This is a genomic window from Tenacibaculum gallaicum (assembly GCF_003387615.1).
Lineage (GTDB): Bacteria > Bacteroidota > Bacteroidia > Flavobacteriales > Flavobacteriaceae > Polaribacter > Polaribacter gallaicus.
This window is the reverse complement of the sequence record NZ_QUNS01000007.1, coordinates 23,497-42,790: the sequence shown is the minus strand read 5'-3', so window position 1 is coordinate 42,790 and position 19,294 is coordinate 23,497. Positions and strand designations below refer to the sequence as shown.

General features: G+C 30.9%; 19 protein-coding genes. 11 read left to right on the top strand and 8 right to left on the bottom strand.

What is annotated here, in order from left to right; genetic code table 11:
- The 4 genes from C7448_RS12415 to C7448_RS12400 form a co-directional block, all read right to left on the bottom strand.
- A complete protein-coding gene (locus C7448_RS12415) occupies window positions 1–2,028 on the bottom strand; it encodes a ComEC/Rec2 family competence protein (protein ID WP_115901709.1) in 2,028 nt (675 codons plus the stop codon).
- 298 nt (window positions 2,029–2,326) lie between these two features.
- The gene (locus C7448_RS12410) at window positions 2,327–2,704 is read right to left on the bottom strand and encodes a hypothetical protein (protein WP_115901708.1); all 378 of its coding nucleotides are present in this window, start codon (window positions 2,702–2,704) and stop codon (window positions 2,327–2,329) included.
- 153 nt (window positions 2,705–2,857) lie between these two features.
- Entirely contained in the window at window positions 2,858–4,555 is a 1,698-nt protein-coding gene (lysS, locus tag C7448_RS12405; protein WP_115901801.1) for a lysine--tRNA ligase, read from the bottom strand.
- A 428-nt stretch (window positions 4,556–4,983) separates the two neighbouring features.
- Window positions 4,984–5,484 (bottom strand): DUF456 domain-containing protein, encoded by a 501-nt coding sequence (locus C7448_RS12400; RefSeq protein ID WP_115901707.1) that lies wholly within the window; start codon window positions 5,482–5,484, stop codon window positions 4,984–4,986.
- 123 nt (window positions 5,485–5,607) lie between these two features.
- On the opposite strand from C7448_RS12400, the gene C7448_RS12395 reads away from it, so the two are divergent.
- From C7448_RS12395 to C7448_RS12375, 5 genes are read left to right on the top strand one after another with little or no spacing between them, the layout of a single operon-like run.
- A complete protein-coding gene (locus tag C7448_RS12395) occupies window positions 5,608–6,081 on the top strand; it encodes a hypothetical protein (RefSeq protein WP_115901706.1) in 474 nt (157 codons plus the stop codon).
- Between the two features lies 1 nt (window position 6,082).
- Window positions 6,083–6,451, top strand: a complete 369-nt coding sequence (locus C7448_RS12390) for a BlaI/MecI/CopY family transcriptional regulator (RefSeq protein WP_115901705.1) — start codon at window positions 6,083–6,085, stop codon at window positions 6,449–6,451.
- Window positions 6,448–7,959, top strand: a complete 1,512-nt coding sequence (locus tag C7448_RS12385) for a M56 family metallopeptidase (RefSeq protein ID WP_115901704.1) — start codon at window positions 6,448–6,450, stop codon at window positions 7,957–7,959. The genes C7448_RS12390 and C7448_RS12385 overlap by 4 nt, the downstream gene beginning before the upstream one ends.
- Before the next feature lie 51 nt (window positions 7,960–8,010).
- On the top strand, window positions 8,011–9,264 hold the full coding sequence (locus C7448_RS12380; RefSeq protein ID WP_115901800.1) for a tetratricopeptide repeat protein: 1,254 nt from the start codon (window positions 8,011–8,013) through the stop codon (window positions 9,262–9,264).
- Between the two features lie 36 nt (window positions 9,265–9,300).
- The gene (locus C7448_RS12375; protein WP_115901703.1) at window positions 9,301–9,771 is read left to right on the top strand and encodes a hypothetical protein; all 471 of its coding nucleotides are present in this window, start codon (window positions 9,301–9,303) and stop codon (window positions 9,769–9,771) included.
- Window positions 9,772–9,776: 5 nt separating this feature from the next.
- Here the strand turns inward: C7448_RS12375 and C7448_RS12370 are convergent, their stop codons facing one another.
- The gene (locus C7448_RS12370; protein ID WP_115901702.1) at window positions 9,777–11,285 is read right to left on the bottom strand and encodes a GH3 auxin-responsive promoter family protein; all 1,509 of its coding nucleotides are present in this window, start codon (window positions 11,283–11,285) and stop codon (window positions 9,777–9,779) included.
- A 66-nt stretch (window positions 11,286–11,351) separates the two neighbouring features.
- Here C7448_RS12370 and C7448_RS12365 point away from each other — a divergent pair, with 66 nt between their 5' ends.
- Window positions 11,352–12,146, top strand: a complete 795-nt coding sequence (locus C7448_RS12365) for a DUF2797 domain-containing protein (protein WP_115901701.1) — start codon at window positions 11,352–11,354, stop codon at window positions 12,144–12,146.
- Here the strand turns inward: C7448_RS12365 and C7448_RS12360 are convergent.
- The 3 genes from C7448_RS12360 to C7448_RS12350 all read right to left on the bottom strand — a co-directional run bounded on the left by C7448_RS12360 (window position 12,141) and on the right by C7448_RS12350 (window position 15,509).
- The gene (locus C7448_RS12360; protein ID WP_115901700.1) at window positions 12,141–12,755 is read right to left on the bottom strand and encodes an HD domain-containing protein; all 615 of its coding nucleotides are present in this window, start codon (window positions 12,753–12,755) and stop codon (window positions 12,141–12,143) included. The genes C7448_RS12365 and C7448_RS12360 overlap by 6 nt on opposite strands.
- Before the next feature lie 42 nt (window positions 12,756–12,797).
- Complete coding sequence (locus tag C7448_RS12355; protein ID WP_115901699.1) at window positions 12,798–14,918, bottom strand: carboxy terminal-processing peptidase; 2,121 nt, start codon at window positions 14,916–14,918, stop codon at window positions 12,798–12,800.
- Window positions 14,919–14,993: 75 nt separating this feature from the next.
- Window positions 14,994–15,509 carry a hypothetical protein gene (locus C7448_RS12350; RefSeq protein WP_115901698.1) on the bottom strand — a complete coding sequence of 172 codons (516 nt, stop codon included), beginning with the start codon at window positions 15,507–15,509 and terminating at the stop codon, window positions 14,994–14,996.
- 115 nt (window positions 15,510–15,624) lie between these two features.
- Between C7448_RS12350 and surE the strand changes: the two genes are divergently transcribed.
- The 5 genes from surE to C7448_RS12325 all read left to right on the top strand — a co-directional run bounded on the left by surE (window position 15,625) and on the right by C7448_RS12325 (window position 19,291).
- Window positions 15,625–16,395: a 5'/3'-nucleotidase SurE gene (gene surE / locus C7448_RS12345; RefSeq protein WP_115901697.1), complete on the top strand. Its 771-nt coding sequence runs from the start codon at window positions 15,625–15,627 to the stop codon at window positions 16,393–16,395.
- Window positions 16,383–16,670 (top strand): hypothetical protein, encoded by a 288-nt coding sequence (locus C7448_RS12340; RefSeq protein WP_115901696.1) that lies wholly within the window; start codon window positions 16,383–16,385, stop codon window positions 16,668–16,670. The genes surE and C7448_RS12340 overlap by 13 nt, the downstream gene beginning before the upstream one ends.
- A 9-nt stretch (window positions 16,671–16,679) precedes the next feature.
- Entirely contained in the window at window positions 16,680–17,798 is a 1,119-nt protein-coding gene (gene lpxB, locus C7448_RS12335; protein WP_115901695.1) for a lipid-A-disaccharide synthase, read from the top strand.
- 1 nt (window position 17,799) lies between these two features.
- Window positions 17,800–18,342: a C40 family peptidase gene (locus tag C7448_RS12330; RefSeq protein WP_115901694.1), complete on the top strand. Its 543-nt coding sequence runs from the start codon at window positions 17,800–17,802 to the stop codon at window positions 18,340–18,342.
- A gap of 172 nt (window positions 18,343–18,514) precedes the next feature.
- On the top strand, window positions 18,515–19,291 hold the full coding sequence (locus tag C7448_RS12325; RefSeq protein ID WP_115901693.1) for a LytR/AlgR family response regulator transcription factor: 777 nt from the start codon (window positions 18,515–18,517) through the stop codon (window positions 19,289–19,291).
- Window positions 19,292–19,294 lie beyond the last annotated feature (3 nt).

Sequence of the window (19,294 nt, the reverse complement as noted above, 5' to 3'; positions counted from 1 at the left end):
CTATTCTTTATAAATATAAGCACCATTTTGGCCAGTATACCAAAATGGTGTTTTTTGTTTATAGCAAGTTTCTTTCCATCTAATAATATACGATTTATAGTTGCTACCATCAGCTATAATTTGTTGAGGCTTTAGCCTATAAATAAGTCTGTTTAAATTTATCTTAGGACTGTTTTGTAGAATAATTATTGGGTTTTGAATACCATTTATTTGATACACTCCCAAACTATTTACAATTAAAACTTGTTTGTTTTTGTATGAGATAATGTTAAAAAATGAATCAACACTTTTAGAAGAAACATCTTCACCAACCCTGTAAGATTGTAATAATTTTTGTTGATAAAGAATAGAATCATTTAAAGAACTAAAAATTGTTAGCTTTTTACCATTTCTTTTTCCCAGAACTGAGTGTCGACTTTTATGAAAAATAATGAATTCACTTTTACTGTTGGTTTGATGTTTTTCATACATATAAACCCCTTGTAGAACTATAATTGAAGTCAATAAGAGAGTAATCCTTTTTAATGTTTTATGTACACAAGCTTTATATAAGAGAATAATAAAAATATACCAAGCTACCATAGCGACTAAAGACATAGAAATTTCCTTCAATAAAAAAACTTCTTGATGTGAAACCCAATCGACAATATGATTCATTGTTGAAATAATAATCCCATAACTGTCAGCTATAAACTGAGGTAAGCTATTTAAGGTAGCTAAAAGTATTACTACAATTCCAAAGAATAATATTCCACCTAAAAAAGGAATGATAATTAAGTTTGAAAGGATAAATAGCCCTGGGAATTGATGAAAGTAATATAAGCTAATAGGTAATATTCCTGCTTGTGCTGCTATCGAAACCGTAAACAAACTCCAGCTTTTATCAAGTAGCCAAAACTTAGGTTTCCAGAGGTTGTAGAGTAAAGGTTGTACCCAAATAATGCCAAAAACTGCTAAATAACTTAATTGAAACCCGACATCAAATAAAAACATTGGCTTCATCAAAAGTAGGAAGAACATCGAACTGATTAATGAGTATTCTATAACTTTTTTACGTTTAAATGATTGCCCAACTGCTATAAAAGTAAACATAGTTACTGCTCTAACCACTGAGGCGGATAAACCAGCTATAAAAGCAAAGCTCCAAAGAAGCAATACTATACAAACGGTTTTTATAAGTACTCCGTAAGGAAGCTTTTCTATAGGTTTAAACAAAAAGGAGAGGAGTAAGAGTAAAATACCAATATGTAACCCAGAAATAGCTAAAATATGAATAGCACCAGCATTCGTATAACTATTTAATAACTCTTTGGATATTTCTTGTCGCTGACCAAGTAACAAAGCGTTTATCACAGCAAATTCATCATTAGTAAAATGATACTTTTTTAAAGAGACCTGTACTTTTTTCCTGATACTAGCAGACAAACCTACTAGAGAAAAATCAGTGTCTTTAAGTTGTTTGAGTTGTTCCTTGTTTAAAAATACTTGATGGTAAATATATTGTTTCGTTAAATACTGTTTATAATTAAATTGATGTGGGTTTAAAGGTGGAACTAACTCTTTAAAGGGAGTTTTAATGAAAACACGATTACCTACAGCTAGTGAGGCTCGTGTACTATCCTTTTGAATGTTTAGAAGAATATATCCAGTGGTTTTGGTAGAATCTACCTGTGAAACTTTAGCAACATATTTTGTATAGTAGTTTCCTGGTTTTAATACTTTTTGTATAGTGACTATAGAAGAGGAGGTGTTAGTCAAATGAAGTGCATAATAATTCGTATAATTCTTCGGATTACGAATATATGTAGCGCTAATTCCAATAAGAATAAACAATAACAAACTAACTACGCTAAATATTTTTCGTTTTTGTAATCTTTTTAAAAAATAGAGAATGATTAAAAAACCTAATAAGGAACTGCCTAAATAAAGAAGGTTATATTGCCAAATCTGTGTATAAAACTGAAGAGTTATTCCAATAATAAGGCACACCAAAAAGTGAAAAGGAGGGTATTCTAACAATTTTTTCATAGCTCTTTAAAGTTATGAAAAAACTGCGAATATGAAAATTTTAGTTATTGGTGTTGAATAACTGTCAGTTACAGGTTTTTATGCATTAATTTGGGGTTTAGCCCTAGTAATATCAATTCTAACTAAATTTGGATATAGTAGAACTCACCGTTATAGATTGTTAGTTGTTATTTTTAATAAGTCAAAATTTTAATTACCAAAAAGATAAAAAGTCCAAATGTTGTAAAAATTGACAATAATGACTTTAAATTTTGTCGTTTAATCATGCTTCCATATTTTTTTACATCTTTATTTAAGTCTAGTTCCCATTCCATTCCATTCGCTTCGCAACGTGTCTATAAATTTCCATTTGCCAATATTCCAAAAACATTAAGTAAATCAAATTTGCAATAGGCAGGATTGCCATCCAAAGACTCAAGATTGTGTTATTAGTTGGAAATTTACTTAACCCAAGAAATGCAGCTATGAGCATATTATTAAAATTGAAAAGTTTATCGTGAATCCGATCAAAAGTTGATTGTATTTTTTTAGAAGCATCTTCTGCTTCTTTTTCAGCCTTCTTAATTAATTCATCACCTTCCGCAGTAATTTCATTCGTGCTAATACGAGCTTCGTTTTTGGCAAGTAATTCTAAAATTCTTTGTAATATCTTGTTTGTCTCTTTTGATTCGCTCATTTTTTCAAATTACATTTCGTTATTGGAGATATGAGTTCTTTTTATTGACTTATATCTGTTTATAGCTAAGTTATCTAAATAAGCATAAAAACCAAACAAAAAAGCAATCTCAAACGAGATTGCTTTTTAATTATATTCAGTTTCAGAAATAACTTATACGATTTCTACAAACAAACCTTCCTCTGTTTTTTCAACTTTAGCAAGACTGTTTTTAGTTAGTCCTTTAATAGTTTTGTCCCACTTTTTATTAGACAAACCACTTTGAGCTTTTAACTCATTTAAACCTATTTTTTCAGCTTTTTCTAATAAAGCTAATACAGCTTTTTCATCGTCGTTTAATTCAACAGAAGGAGCTTGCTTTTCAGGTTTCATTTGTGGGAAGAATAATACTTCTTGAATTGACGGGTTGTTCGTTAAATACATAATTAAACGATCCATTCCAATTCCTAATCCAGAAGTAGGAGGCATACCATATTCTAAGGCACGTAAGAAATCTTGATCGATAAACTCACCAGCTTCATCATCACCACGAGCAGCTAACTTTAACTGAGCTTCAAAACGCTCACGTTGATCGATAGGGTCGTTTAATTCAGAGTATGCATTGGCAATTTCTTTACCACATACCATTAACTCAAAACGTTCCGTTAATTCAGGATTATCACGGTGCTCTTTACACAATGGAGACATTTCTTTTGGATAATCAGTAATGAATGTTGGTTGAATGTAGTTTCCTTCACATTTCTCACCAAAAATTTCATCAATTAACTTTCCTTTACCCATCGTATCATCTACCTCGATACCCATGTCTTGAGCAGCTTTACGAATTTCATCTTCCGACTTTCCGTTGATGTCAAAACCAGTAAAGTGCTTAATAGAATCAGCCATAGTAACACGTGCATATGGAGCTTTAAAGTCAACTTTATGTTCTCCAAAAGTAGCTTCTGTAGTTCCATTTACAGCTAAAGCACAATGCTCTAGTAATTTTTCAGTGAACTCCATCATCCAGTTGTAGTCTTTGTAAGCTACATAAATTTCCATTGCGGTAAATTCAGGATTGTGTGTTCTATCCATTCCTTCGTTACGGAAGTTTTTAGAAAACTCATATACACCATCAAAACCACCAACAATCAAACGCTTTAAGTATAACTCATTCGCAATACGCATGTATAACGGAATGTCTAAAGCATTGTGATGTGTAACGAAAGGTCTTGCAGCAGCTCCACCAGGAATAGGTTGTAAAATAGGTGTCTCTACTTCAAAATATCCAGCATCGTTGAAAAATTGACGCATGGCATTGAATAACTTCGTACGTTTTACAAATACTTCTTTTACTTGCGGATTCACCACCAAATCAGCATAACGCTGACGATAACGCATTTCAGGGTCGGTAAATCCGTCAAAAGTATTTCCTTCAGCATCTACTTTTGGTAACGGTAAAGGTTTTAAAGACTTACTTAACAATTTAAAATCTTTTACCATTACAGTGATTTCTCCAACCTGAGTTTTAAACAACTCTCCTTCAATACCTACAAAATCACCTATATCTAATAACTTTTTGTATACTTCGTTGTACAAAGTTTTGTCTTCACCTGTACAAATTTCATCTCTGTTGAAATATATCTGAATGCGTCCTTCACTATCTTGCAATTCAGCAAAAGAAGCTTTTCCTTGAATACGACGAGACATTAACCTACCAGCAATAACTACCTTCTTACCTTCCTTAAACTCCTGTTTAATCTGTTTGGAATTTGAATTGAATGGAAATAAATCTGCTGGATATGGATTGATACCCAATTCACGTAATTTTGATAGTTTTTCTCTACGTACAACTTCTTGTTCTGATAATTGCATTGACTTAATTTTTAAGTAATTTTTGTTTAAAGGTGCAAAGATACAATCTATTACAAAATTAGACAACGGTAGTATCATATAGATTTTATAAAAAAAGTAATTTTTATTTGTAGGTTTTAAAAAAGGATGTATATTTGCAGGCTGTCTAATTTTAAAAGGACAGCATTTAGTTGTGTTGTTAGATACTTTAAATAGTATCATGGTTTTGTTAACCAATGGAAAGCTTCCCTTAGATGGGTTGCTTTTTTTTTGCAGTTTAGTTACGTGTTTTAGTAGTTATTTCCCATTTTCCGCACTCTCTTTTTGAGGAACTCAAATAAATGCTCCAATCTGGGGACTTAGTGTACATGAATACCTGTCATTCCGAACGAGGTACGAGGAGGAATCTCATGGTTGGAAGTAAAAAGCTAAATATAACGAGCTTATTCCTAAAAGAAAGCGCCTTTATACTCCCAGAACTTAACAAAAAACAGTACTAAGAATATCATAGAAATTGAAAACTTAATGGTTGCAGAAGCTAAAAAGCCTAAGAAAGCACCAAATGATGCCTTGATTGCTCTGTTAGTATCTTTACTATCATAAATTAATTCACCAACCAAAGCGCCTACAAAAGCGCCAATTAAAATTCCGAAAGGAATAGGAGAGAGTAATCCCACAATTAAACCGATAGTAGTACCGTATACTCCATATTTGGTGCCTCCAAATCGTTTAGTTCCCATAGCAGGAATAAAGTAATCAAGAAAAAAGATAATGACAGCAATAGCTAAAGTGATTCCTAAAAATGTCCAATTTTGAGGAACAGCTTTTGTTAAATGTAACAATAACAAACCTACCCAACTAGTAATAGGACCAGGTAATACTGGTAAAAATGAACCAATAATTCCTAAACAAGCAAATACAAAACCGAGTATTACTAAAAATATATCCATTAACTTTTTTATTGATAAGACGAAGATATAAAAGCTTTGTTACATATTTATTAACTAAAAAATTAGTTTAAACTAATTTTTTAGTTATATTTGTTGTGGTTATAAAAATATAAAGCGTTAAATATGAAAAAGTTATTATTGGTTTGTTCACTTATTGTGTTGTTTTCATGTAATAAAGAAAATGAAGGAGAGGTTGTAAATCTTCAAAATGAAGCAGCAATTAATAAAGTAAAAAAGCTAGATCTAGATACTAAGTATAAAAATTTATTAAATCCAGAATTTACAACAGATGAAGAATATAAGGAAGTAACGAAATCATGGGGTGATTTTCATAAACAAGTAGGGAAGATTTTAAAAGATAATGATTTTGATTGGGGAATAAAAGACAGTTCTGTGAAAATACTCAATAAAATTTATTTTAATAAAGATGGAGAAGTAAATTATATGGTGTTTAAAGTAATGAATGAAAATGTTACCAGTAGTAAAAAGAGAGAATATGAACAACTGCTGACTGAAAATATCACAAAGTTAAAAATAGACTTAACAAGGAAAGAAAAATTTGCCCAGTGTGGCAATGTGAAATATTTAAATAAATAAAATGAATAGACAATTAACGAAGGCAGAAGAGCAAATAATGCAGGTATTATGGAAGTTAAAAAAAGCTTCAGTAAAAGAAGTAATAACTGAATTACCTGATCCAAAACCAGCATATAATACTGTTTCAACTATTATAAGGATTTTGGAGACCAAAGAGTTTGTGGGGCACGAGTCAAAAGGTAGGGGATATGTTTACTACCCATTGGTGGAAAAGTCTGAGTATAGTAATGAGAGTTTGCATAAGTTAATGAACGGTTATTTTGGAGGTTCTTTCAAGAGCATGGTATCATTTTTTATGAAAGAAAACAAAATGGATATTCAAGAACTAGAGAGTATTTTAAAAGAAGTGAATAAAAATAAGAAGTCATGATAAATTATATCATTCAAGTTGTATTATTCCAAGTGCTTTTTGTGGCGGTGTATGATTTCTTTTTAAGTAAAGAAACTTTCTTTAACAAAAATAGATGGTACTTGTTAAGTACTGCATTGCTTTCTTTTGTGTTGCCTTTGTTTAAAATTTCAACAGTTCAAAAAGCAGTACCACAAGAGTATTATATTTTATTACCAGAAGTAGTTTTATCTCCACAAAAAGTGATTGAAAAAGCAGCTTGGTATCAATCTATGAATTATTTAGATGTACTATTTTGGAGTGGGTGTGTGCTGTTCTTCATAGTGTTTTTAGTGAAGTTAGAACGTATTGTTCGATTGGTCTTGCAATACGGGGTTTCTAAAAAAGAAAGCTATAAATTGGTGTTACTTCCAAAGAAAACAAAAGCTTTTTCATTTTTCAACTATATTTTTTTAGGGAATGAAATTCCTTCTCAGAAAAGAGAAAAAATTATTCAGCACGAATTAGTACATAGCGAGCAGAAACACACATTAGACCTGTTGTTTTTTGAGTTTTTAAAAATAGTTATGTGGTTTAATCCAATGGTGTATGTGTATCAAAACCGTATTTCGTTAGTTCATGAATATATTTCAGATGCTGTAGCCAGCAAATCAGATAAAAAAGAAAACTATATAAACCATTTACTCGCTGATATTTTTCAGGTCGAGCATATTTCATTCATTAATCAGTTTTACAAACATTCATTAATCAAAAAACGAATTATTATGATGACGAAAACACAATCCAAAAAAGTTAAACAGCTAAAGTATTTGTTGTTAATTCCACTCTTAGGAAGCATGATTTTGTATACGGCTTGCTCAGACGAGAATAAAAGTAGTGAAGCTATTGCGAAAAAAGAATTAGTAACAATTTATAACAGTAAAGATGGAGAAATTACTTCAGTTAAAGGAGAAAAAAGTACGTATTTAGATCGTTACTTTGGAGAGAAGATAGACTTAGGTAAAGAATTGTCAATTAATGATTTGTATGAAGAAGAGAAGAGTGAGTTTTTAGCTCTTAAAGAGAGTCTAGAGGACGAGGGTTCAGTGTTGGGAGTTAAAGTATATAAAGGAACAAGTAATAGGAAGATTATAGCTTATGACTTAGTTAAAATAAAAATAAAGGAAATGGTTGATAAAGGTGGAAGTATACCTTTTTCACTTTTAGAAAAAGTACCAACTTTCCCAGGATGTGCTGAAGGAGATAAAGATTGTTTTAATAGAAGTTTACAGGAGTTTGTAAAAGAGAATTTTGATACATCTATAGCAAATGGGTTAGGTTTAGATTCAGGTAAAAAAAGACTTTATATTAAATTTAAAATAGATAAAAAAGGTAATGTGACAAACATAATAGCAAGAGCACCGCACCCTATATTAAAACAGCATGCAGAAGAATTGGCGCAAAAGTTGCCGCAAATGCTACCAGGAAAAAAAGATGGAAAAGTTGTGGCGACTGGGTTTGTATTACCCATCACATTTAACATAGAATAAAATAAGTATCTTGGTCACCAATAACCAATGAATAATATCAAAAATAGAAACGTGAAAAATAAAATTTTACTTATTGTTTTTGTAATAGCATTTCTAAAAGTCGAAGCGCAAGTTTCGACTTTTAAAACTATTGATAGTTTAGTGAATATAGGACGCTATCAAACAGCGTTATTAAAGTTACAAAAGTTACCATCTACATTTCAATCAAACTCAAAAGTAGGATCTATTTATGCTTCAATTGATAATTATAAAAAAGCCTCTTTATATTATGAAAAGGCATTGGAGTTAAAAGATGATTATTCAGTAAAAATAAGATTAGCGAAAGCATATAAAAAAGAGAAAAAATTACAAAAAGCGATTGATGTTTATGAAGGTATTATAAAAGATGATGCTGAAAATTTATTTATTCAGTACCAGTTAGGAAAATTGTACGCACAAACAAAACAACCTGCCAAAGCAATAGATACTTTTAAGAACATCATTCAACAAGATAGTACAAATGCAAATTACCATTACAGATTGGGAATTGCTTATGGAATGTTGAAAAAACGAAACTTGAAAATAAATAGTTTTTTAGAAGCCTATAAAAATGATACAACCCACATTAAATCTATTCACCACTTAGCATTAGCTTATACTTTATTAAGAGATAAAGATTCAGCAAACATTTTTATAAATAGAGGTTTGGTGGTAAATCCGAATCATATTAATTTGAATAAGTTAAAAATCAATAATTTATATAAAGAAGAAAAGTTTACAGAAGCTATTCAATTTTTACAACGATTAGATACTTTGGAACCTAACGAACACTATACACAAAAAATGTTAGGGCGTAGCTACTTTAATCTAAAGAAATACGACGAAGCAAAAAAGCATTTTAATAAAGCTATAAGTATTGACAAATCAGATTTTAAAGCATATACCTATTTAGGCGACATTAATTTCGAAAAGAAAAAGTTTTACAAAGCTCAGTTAGATTATATGGTGGCAACTTTTGCTGGTAAAGAACCCAGAGATGTTGAATATTATCAATTAGCAAGAGTTTATGAAGAATTAGGAAACCCTAAAGAAGAATTAAAATCTTATAAAAAAGCTTTTGAGGAAAATAGGAAAAATTATAAGGCTTTATATCAATTAGCTAAAACTAGCGAGGATTATTATAAAGATAAAAGAATAGCTTATAAACACTATAAAAATTATATAAATCGTTTTGAAAGAAAAGATTCAGTTTTAACGAAACATGCAAAAACACGACTAAAAGAAATTAAAAAGTATTATTTCTTACAAGGAGAGATTTTACAATAGTATTTAATTTTGTATATTCATCTTAAAATCAATAAGATGAGTTTTCGCTATGTGGCTTTTTTAGTTTGTACTTTGCTATGTTTTTCTTGCGACTTTTTTTTATACTCAAAAAAGGACAGCGCTCAAGTTGTAGATACAGTAGTTGACTTTACAAAAGTAGATGAGTCTCCTTCTTTTAGTAAATGCAAAAACTTACTTAAAGAAGATAGAGTTAGTTGTTTTAGGGATGAAATTCATAAAAGAGTAACAACGAGTTTAAAGGAACATAACTTTGTCACTAAAAATAGCCTAGATGAAGAAGTTTTAATTGATATTCTGATTAATAAAGAGGGAAAGTTTGTTTTAGGAAAGGTCACTACTTCTGATGTTGTTATCAATCAATTACCAGAATTAGATAGCATAATAAAGTTGGCAATAGAAAAATTACCAATTATAAGTCCAGCTACAAAAAGAGGGATTCCTGTAGTGACGAAATATCAGTTACCTATTAAAATTAAAACAGAATAGTACGTTTATAATTTTAAAAGCTCTTCAACAAAATCACGACTATTTGATAAACGAGGAATTTTATGTTGCCCACCTAGTTTCCCTCTTTTTTTCATCCAATCGTAAAACAAACCTTCTCGAGCTTGATGTATTTTAGGCATTGCTAAAGTCATATTATTATAACGTTTAGCTTCATAATCTGAATTGCAGTTTTTTAGAGCATTGTCTAACATTTCAGTAAAAAAGGCAAGTTTTTTAGGAGGTTTTTTAAACTCAATAATCCATTCATGTGCTCCGTTTTCTTTACCATTCATAAAAATAGGGCCAACAGTGTATTCTTTAATTTCACAATTGGTTTTGTCGCTAGCAGCTTTTAAAGCATCTTCAGCATTTTCAATAATTAACTCTTCACCGAAAACATTGATATGGTGTTTAGTACGTCCTGTAATTTTTACACGATAAGGTTTGGTTGAGGTAAACTTAACAGTATCACCAATCAAATAACGCCATAAACCACCATTAGTGGTAATAATAATGGCGTAATTAATATCTTTTTTTACTTCAGAAAGAGGAATCGCTACAGAGTTTTCTACATTATAATCACTCATAGGAATAAACTCATAAAAAATCCCATAGTCTAGCATGAGTAACATCTCATCGGAATTGTTTCTATCTTGAATAGCAAAAAAACCTTCGGAAGCATTATAAGTTTCGTAATATTTAAAATCGTCTCGTGGAATGAGTTTTTTATACTGTTCTCTGTATGGGTTGAAGTTTATTCCACCGTGGAAATAAACTTCTAAATTAGGCCATACCTCCAAAATATTATCCTTCCCCGTTTTTTCTAATACTCTATTCAATAAAACCAGCATCCAAGAAGGAACTCCAACCAAGCTTGTAATATTTTCGTGAATGGTCTCGTTAATAATGGCTTCCATTTTTGTTTCCCACTCGCTCATTAAAGCAGTTTCTTGTCTTGGAGCAGAGCTAAAATCAGCCCAAAAAGGCATGTTTTCAATGATTATGGCCGATAAATCACCAAAGTAAGTATTGTTGTCTTCATATACAGCTGAGCTTCCACCTAAACGCAGTCCCTTACCAGTAAAAAGCTTCGCGCTCTCGTTGTTATTAATGTATAAGCATAACATATCTTTTCCTGCTTTGAAATGACAAAACTCAATGGCTTCATCACTCACAGGAATAAATTTACTCTTCGCATTAGTTGTACCACTTGATTTGGCAAACCAACGAATAGGCGTGGGCCAAAATAAGTTTTGCTCTCCTTTTCTACAACGTTCAATAAGCGGTTCAATACTTTCATAACGTTGAATGGGAACATTGTTAGCGAAGTCAGTATAATTTTTAATAGAAGAGAAATCTTGTTGTTTCCCAAACTCAGTGTTTTTAGCCGCACTTACAAGTTTTTGTAATAGCTCATTTTGAACATCGATAGGGTATTTTAAAAATAGCTCTACTTGATGTTTGCGCTTTTTTAGGAACCAAGAAATGATTGAATTTATAAATGGAAACGTCATAGATTAACTCTTAATTCAATTTTTTTACTGTAATTTTGTGAAGCTAAATGTAACAAAATTTAAGACATGCAATACCAAGGAGTTTTAAAAAAAATGTCCACTGAAAATTTAAGCACAGTTCAATATTATTTAAATATGGGGGCTGACTTTTTGAATATGAACCAGTTATTGAATAAAGAGTTAACCTTAAGTTTTGTTACCTATGAGTGTTTAAATTGCCATTTAGAAAAGAAAATATACCGTCAAGGTTTTTGTAAAAAATGTTTTTTTGAAATTCCAACAGCAGGCGATTGGATAATGCGCCCTGAATTAAGTAAAGCGCATTTAGGGGAGGAAGATAGAGATTTAGAATATGAAAAAAAGGTACAGCTACAGCCACATATTGTGTATTTAGCAAACTCTAGTAATGTGAAGGTAGGAGTGACGAGAAAGCAACAAGTACCGACCCGTTGGATAGATCAAGGAGCACACGAAGCTATTGAAATTGTTGAGGTACCTAATCGTTATTTAGCAGGAATTACCGAGGTGGCTTTAAAAGAACATGTAGCTGATAAAACGAATTGGAGAACCATGCTGAAGAATGATATTAAGGATGAAAACTTAGTTGAGTGGCGAGAAAAATTACAAGAGTTTATTCCTGATGAAGCTAAAGAATATTATATAGCCAATAATACTGAAACCAATATTCAATTTCCTGTTGAAAAATTTCCTAAAAAACCTAAAAGTTTAAATTTAGAAAAAGAAGAAACATATACAGGGAAATTGGTAGGTGTTAAGGGGCAATACTTAATTTTTGAGGACGAAACAGTGTTTAATGTCCGTTCTAATGAAGGATTGGTGGTTAAAATTGAATTATTATAATAACTCAATTTCTCGTTGAATATTTTTGCGAGCAGTTTCTTCGAACTTTTGATAAAAATATTCGGTTTTGAATATATTTTCCATTGTTAAAAAATGCTGTAATGCTTTTTTTCGTCCTGAATTATAAACCAAATTAGGATAAATAGCATATTCTTTTCGTACATTTTTATAATATTGAGTATATACTTCCCAGTCTTGACCTAAAATAGATAAATCAGCATCAGTAAAATAGTTAGTATCTGAATCTTTAGCTATTTTATGAGACTTAGTGGCTAAAATCTGAGAATAGCAATTCTCTATAATTTCTTTAGGAACAGAAAGTTGTTTCATTCTTTTAGTAGCTAATTCTGCACTTTTTTCTTCGTTGTTGCTTTTTAAAGAGCTATAGATAATATCATGATAAAATAGCGTGAATAAAACAGTGTTCCAATGACTTATTTTCTCTTTTATTGGTGTTAGTTGAAAAAGTAAATTCTTAAGATGTTCTAATGTATGATAGTGTCTTTTTTTATCAGAATGATTTTTTTCTATCTCTTGCCATAACAAGGTGTTGAGACTGTTATCGTTTGAGTATGTAGCTAACAGATTTAAAAAAGTATTTTTTAACATAAAAGTAGCAAAAAAGAAAAAGGGTTCGAAAGAACCCTTTTTTTAATGTTTTACAGCAACATGATTGTTGTTCATTTTTAATTCGCTCAGTACGTTTAGCGCTTCATTTATGTAAATGTCTTTCTGAAGATTTTTATGCCATGCAACTCGTTTTTCTTCTAAAACAGTATCCTTTTTAAATAAATTTAATTCGTATTTAGGAGATACAAATGTTAAGTTAGAATCAAACTTAAAAATATCTTTAAACTGTTTTCCTTCTTTAGTTTTTGTTTCACTTTCTTTTTTAAAGGTGTCGTAGTTTAAAGAATACACTCTTTCATCTTGGTTTTTCTTTAACCACTTAGCGTAGTCGTTTATTTTATTAAACCTATTGTTATTCATAACACGTTGCTTACTGTTGTAAACTACATCAGCAAAATTACTGTAAGAATTAGTAGCGGTATATTTTGCTTGCTGTACCTTATCCCAAGGTAAAGCGCCATCTAAATCACGCTCCCCAAAATCCATATAACTATATCGAGTTGGTAAAGAAATATCAGAATAAACACCTTCAATTTGAGTAGAACCACCATTAATTCTATAAAACTTTTGAATCGTCATTTTTAAAGCTCCCAAATCGTTAGGATACTGTTCGTAAAAGCGGTTTATAGGTAACACGTTTTGTACAGTTCCTTTACCATAAGTTTGTTTACCTCCAATTATAACACCACGCTTATAGTCTTGCATAGCAGCGGCAAAAATTTCAGAAGCAGAAGCAGAAAATTCATTTACCATTACTACCAAAGGTCCTTCCCATTGAATTTTTGGATCAGTATCAGCTTTTACTAAAGGATCTTCACCACGGTATTTTACTTGAACAATTGGCCCTTTGTTGATGAATAAACCACCAATTTCAATGGCTGTTTTTAAAGATCCACCACCATTGTCGCGTAAATCAACAATTAAACCTTGAACATTTTCTTCTTTTAAACGCTCAATTTCTTTTTCCATGTCTTTGGCAGCATCTCTACGGCTCAAGTCATTAAAATCTATATAGAATCTCGGAAGGTTGATAACTCCGTATTTTTTACCATTCTTTTCAACAATACTCGACTTCACAAAAGTTTCTTCAAGCTCAACCACATCTCTAATAATTGGAATAATTTTAATAGATCCATCAATTTTTTTCTTTACGGTTAAACGAACTTCTGTCCCTTTTTTTCCTTTGATGAATTTAATAGCGTCATCTAAACGCATCCCAACAATATCTAAAGGTTCTTCGTCTCCTTGTGCAACTTTTAAAATAATATCGTCAGCTTCTAATTCACCTTGTTTCCAAGCAGGTCCCCCAGAAATTAACTCAACAACATGAGTGTAAATTCCTTTTTTTTGTAAACGAGCTCCAATCCCCTCTAGTTTACCAGACATTTCTTGGTCGAAACGTGTTTTAATACGAGGAGACATGTAGGTTGTGTGCGGATCAAAACCACTAACAACACTGTTTAAAAAAGTAGAATACCAATCAGAATTCTCAAGTTCACCAATACGCATGTACAAGTCATCCATATTTTTTAAGACCTTTTTTCTTGCTTCAGATTCTAATTCTTTAAAGCTTTTCTTTTTAAAGGTTTTATCTTTTTTAAATTTTTCGTTCTGTTGATTTTCAGCATCTTCAATATTACTTAAAATCGATAATTTTAATTGTTTTCTCCAATAATTGATCAATTCAGTTTGGTTTTTAGCATACGTAACTTTATCATAATCAACATCAATAACCTCTTTCTTTTTATAATTGAAAGGTTGTTTTAATAAAGAACGATAGGTCTTTTTACCTGATTCCATCTTTTCTAAAAAACGTTTATACACCAATTTGTAAAAATCAATGTTAGATTCTTTTAATTGATTGTCGATTTGATATTTGTATTGAGAAAACTCTTTTAAATCTTCTTGAGTAAAATAACGTTTACTAGGGTCTAGTCCATCAATAAATGTAGTATATACGTGTTCAGAAAAATCGTCATTTAATTTTTTCTGAACATAATGATACCTATTTAAAATATTTTTTAAAACGTAAACAATTACACGGTCTTTTTCAGGATCGTTATTAGGAAGTGTATTCGAACTAACAGAGTTAGAAAATAAAAGGGTAATTGCTAAAAATGGTATAATAAACTTCGTCTTCATAAAACCTTCTGTCTTTTTAATTTGTGTTGAGTCGTTGTGTTGCTAAGCTACTAAAATAATGCCAATTTTTTAGTTTTATTGTTTTTTATAAATGCCTTTAAAAACTTCTTTAATTTTTTTGTGGTTTTCGTCAAGGAAATACCATACTTGAGTTACCGAACCATCTTTATTTTTTGTCCAAGTAATTAGGTTGTAATAATTGCCTTTGTCATTTTTTACAAGATTACTTTTTAAAGTCATGGTACTATCTTTAAAATCACCTTTTAAAACTAATGAAAAACCAGTGTTATCAATCCAAACTTGATTCCAAGTATTATCTTTTTTATTGTAATAATTATAACTGGTGCCTTTGCTAGTAGATGTTTTTGAAGTCCAATTTTCTTGAATAGCACAAGCATTAGGCATTTTTAAAACGTTGTTGTGGCCAATTAATTTTCCTTGTGTGTTATAAACATTCCAATTTCCGACCCAAAAATCAAATTGGGTATAGTTTATTTCATTACATGGTATTGTGGGAGTATTTTGTGCAGAAATAATTGAAAAAAAAGAAGAAATAATAAAAATTGTAACATAAACAATAATCCGTACCATGATGCTTGGGTTTGATTACCACAATTTTACGGATAAAAAGAACCAATTTGTCTTTACAAAATGTTAAAAATAGAATCCTTTTTTTATGTTACATTTGTTGTAAAACTTACTTACTATGCAAGATAGACCTTTGATTTTAGTTACGAACGATGACGGAATTACTGCTCCAGGTATTCGAATGTTGATTGAAATTATGAATAAAATAGGAGATGTAGTAGTAGTAGCTCCTGATAGTCCACAAAGTGGAATGGGGCATGCAATTACGGTGAATAATGTGTTGCATTGTAACCCTATAACCATTGATGAAGGTCCGCAAATTGAATACAGTTGTTCTGGTACACCAGCAGATTGTGTTAAAATGGCAAAGAATGAGATTTTAAACCGTACACCTGATTTATGTGTTTCAGGAATTAATCATGGAGCAAACTCATCAATTAATGTTATTTATTCAGGGACAATGAGTGCTGCAGTAGAGGCCGGTATTGAAGGAATTCCTGCAATAGGGTTTTCTCTGTTGGATTTTGATTGGCATGCTGACTTTAGAGCTGCACGTAAGTTTATAGAAAAAATAGCGTTGAATGTTTTATTAAACGGATTACCAGATGGTGTAATTTTAAATGTAAACATTCCGAAGTTAAAAGAAGACGAAATTAAAGGAGTTCGTATTTGTAGGCAAGCGAATGGTTACTGGAAGGAAACGTTTGATAAGCGCAAAAGCCCATTTGGTAAAGAGTACTATTGGCTTTCTGGAGAGTTCATTAATAGGGATAAAGGACAAGATACTGATATTTGGGCGCTAGAAAATGGATTTATATCTGTAGTGCCAGTCCAATTTGATATGACAGCTCACCATGCAATTCAAAAATTACACACATGGGACATATAAAAAAAGAATTATTGATTGGGATTTTAGTCTCATTATTGGCAACGACTTGTGGTTTTTTTATCTACTTAGAGTATATTTCTGAACTGAGTATTTCAGAAACGATTGCAAAAATAAGAGAAGGGGGAGTATTAGGGTCTGTTATAGCACTAGCAGCAATACCTAACTTATTTGTTTTTTGGGTATTTTTAAAGAAGAAACAAGATTACAGAGCAAGAGGAGTATTAATAACTACAATAGCTGTGGCTTTATTAACAGCATATTTAAAGTTTTTCTAATTCTAACACATGAAATATTACATTCTTGTTGGTGAAGCTTCGGGTGATTTACACGGGGCTAATTTGATGAAAGCTTTGTTAAAAGAAGACCCGAAAGCCGATATTCGTTTTTGGGGAGGAGATTTAATGCAAGAAATTAGTGGTACACTTGTTAAGCATTATAAAGAACGTGCTTTTATGGGTTTTGTTGAGGTGTTGATGAATTTACGAAAGATTTTAGGAATGATTTCTTTTTGTAAAAAAGATATTGCCCAATTCAATCCTGATGTAATAATTTTTATAGATAACTCAGGTTTTAATCTTCGTATAGCTAAATGGGCAAGAAAGCAAAGTTTTAGAACCAATTATTATATTTCACCACAAGTTTGGGCAAGTAGAGCGGGTAGAATAAAAGACATTAAACGAGACATTGATCAAATGTTTGTAATTCTTCCGTTTGAAAAAGAATTTTACAAAAAGCATGGTTATAATGTTCGTTTTGTAGGGCACCCTTTAATTGATGGAATTGCAGGAAGGGAGCAAGTTTCTATCGAAACATTTAGAAAAGAACACAACTTGGGTCACAAAGAGGTGATAGCATTGTTGCCAGGAAGCAGAAAACAAGAAATAACAAAAATGCTATCGGTAATGCTTTCATTGGTAAAAGATTTTTCACAGTATCAGTTTGTAGTGGCGGGAGCACCAAGTCAATCATATGATTTTTATCAAGAAATAATTGGAAATGCGAATGTGAAATTTATCAATAATAAGACCTATGATTTGTTAAGTATCTCACACGCGGCTTTAGTGGCTTCAGGAACAGCAACTTTAGAAACAGCTTTATTTAAAGTCCCCCAGGTGGTATGCTATAAAGGAAGTAATATTTCCTATCAAATAGCCAAACGAATTATTACATTAAAGTACATATCGCTAGTAAACTTAATAATGGATAGGGAAGTGGTAAAAGAGTTGATACAAAATGATTTTACCAAAGAGAACTTACAGCATGAACTAACACGTATTTTAGAATCAGAGCATCGTCAGAAATTATTTTTGTCATACTTTGATTTAGAGCAAAAATTAGGAGGAAAAGGAGCCTCTGAAAAAACAGCAAAGTTGATTGTTGCTGGATTAAAAAGTAAAGAATAGCATGATAAAAAAAATCTTCTTTATATGTATAGTGTCATTTTTAATGATTTCTTGTGGATCATCAAAAAATGTAAGTAATACGTACCAAACAAGAACAAAAAAAGTAGCAAAAGTTAAGAAAAAGACACATTTAGCAACAACTAAATCGTCAGATAAAGTCACAGTTGCAGATAAAATTGTATGGACAGCAGTAACTTATAAAGGTGTACCGTATCGTTTTGGAGGCATGACAAAAAGAGGAATGGATTGTTCTGGGTTGATTTTTACTTCGTTTAAACAACGAAATGTGCCTATTGCAAGAACATCACATCAAATGTATGTACAAGGAGAAAGTATTTCTTTACGAGAAGTTCAGAGAGGAGACTTGTTGTTTTTTAAAACCTCAAGAAAAAGAGGAAAGGTAAACCATGTAGGGTTGGTTACTTCAGTAGATAATGGAGATATTCGTTTTATACACTCAACTACATCACGAGGGGTAATTGTAACTTCACTACACGAAAACTACTGGAAACGTGCTTTTATTAAAGCGAAACGAGTGTTGTAATAATCGTTAATTTTTACTTCCATAATTAATTCTAAAGTAGATTTCTTTATTAGGTGCTATCTGTCTTTCTGTTAAAAGTAACTGTTTATAAATTAGCATAAACATAACTTTTAATTAAAGATAAAAATAATTTAATACTTTTGGAGAACCCTCTTAAATCTCTATAAAGTAAATGAAAATATTAGATGTAGTAATAATTGAAGATGAAGATTTAGCAGCAACTTCTTTAGAAAACTTATTGCTGAAAAGTCCTTATCCAATTTCTGTAAAAAAGCGATTGGAAAGTGTTGAAGATTCAATTCTTTGGCTTCAAGAAAACACCTGTGATTTAATTTTAAGCGACATTCACCTTGGTGATGGTTATAGTTTTGAAATTTTTGAGAATTTAAAAATTTCAATTCCTATTATTTTTACAACAGCTTTTGACGAGTATGCAATCAAGTCTTTTCAGTTTTTTGCTATAGATTATCTATTAAAACCGTATAGTGAAGAGTTACTTAACAAAGCGATAGAAAAATACATAAACCTTAATGAAAATAAAGGATATACTGATAAGCTAGAGCAATTACTATTGCAAATGAATAGCAAAATACAGCATCAAAAAGAAAAAGAACGTTTTTTGGTGTCAAAAGGAAGTTTATCTATTTCTATAAAAAGAGAAGATGTAGCTTATTTTATGGCGCAAGGAAAGTACTTATTCTTATTTACTTTTGATAATGAAAGTTATCTTTATGATGGAACAATCTCTAGTTTAGAAGAAGAGCTATCTGAAAAATACTTTTTCAAGATTAATAGGAAATATATTTTACAGCATTCAGCGATTAATAACATATCAAAATACAGTAATAATCGTATAAAAATAGAATTACAACCAAACTTAAATGTAGAGGAGATTCTTTTAGTGAGTGCTCAAAGAATCAAAGAGTTTAAAAAGTGGTTGGATAATTAGTTT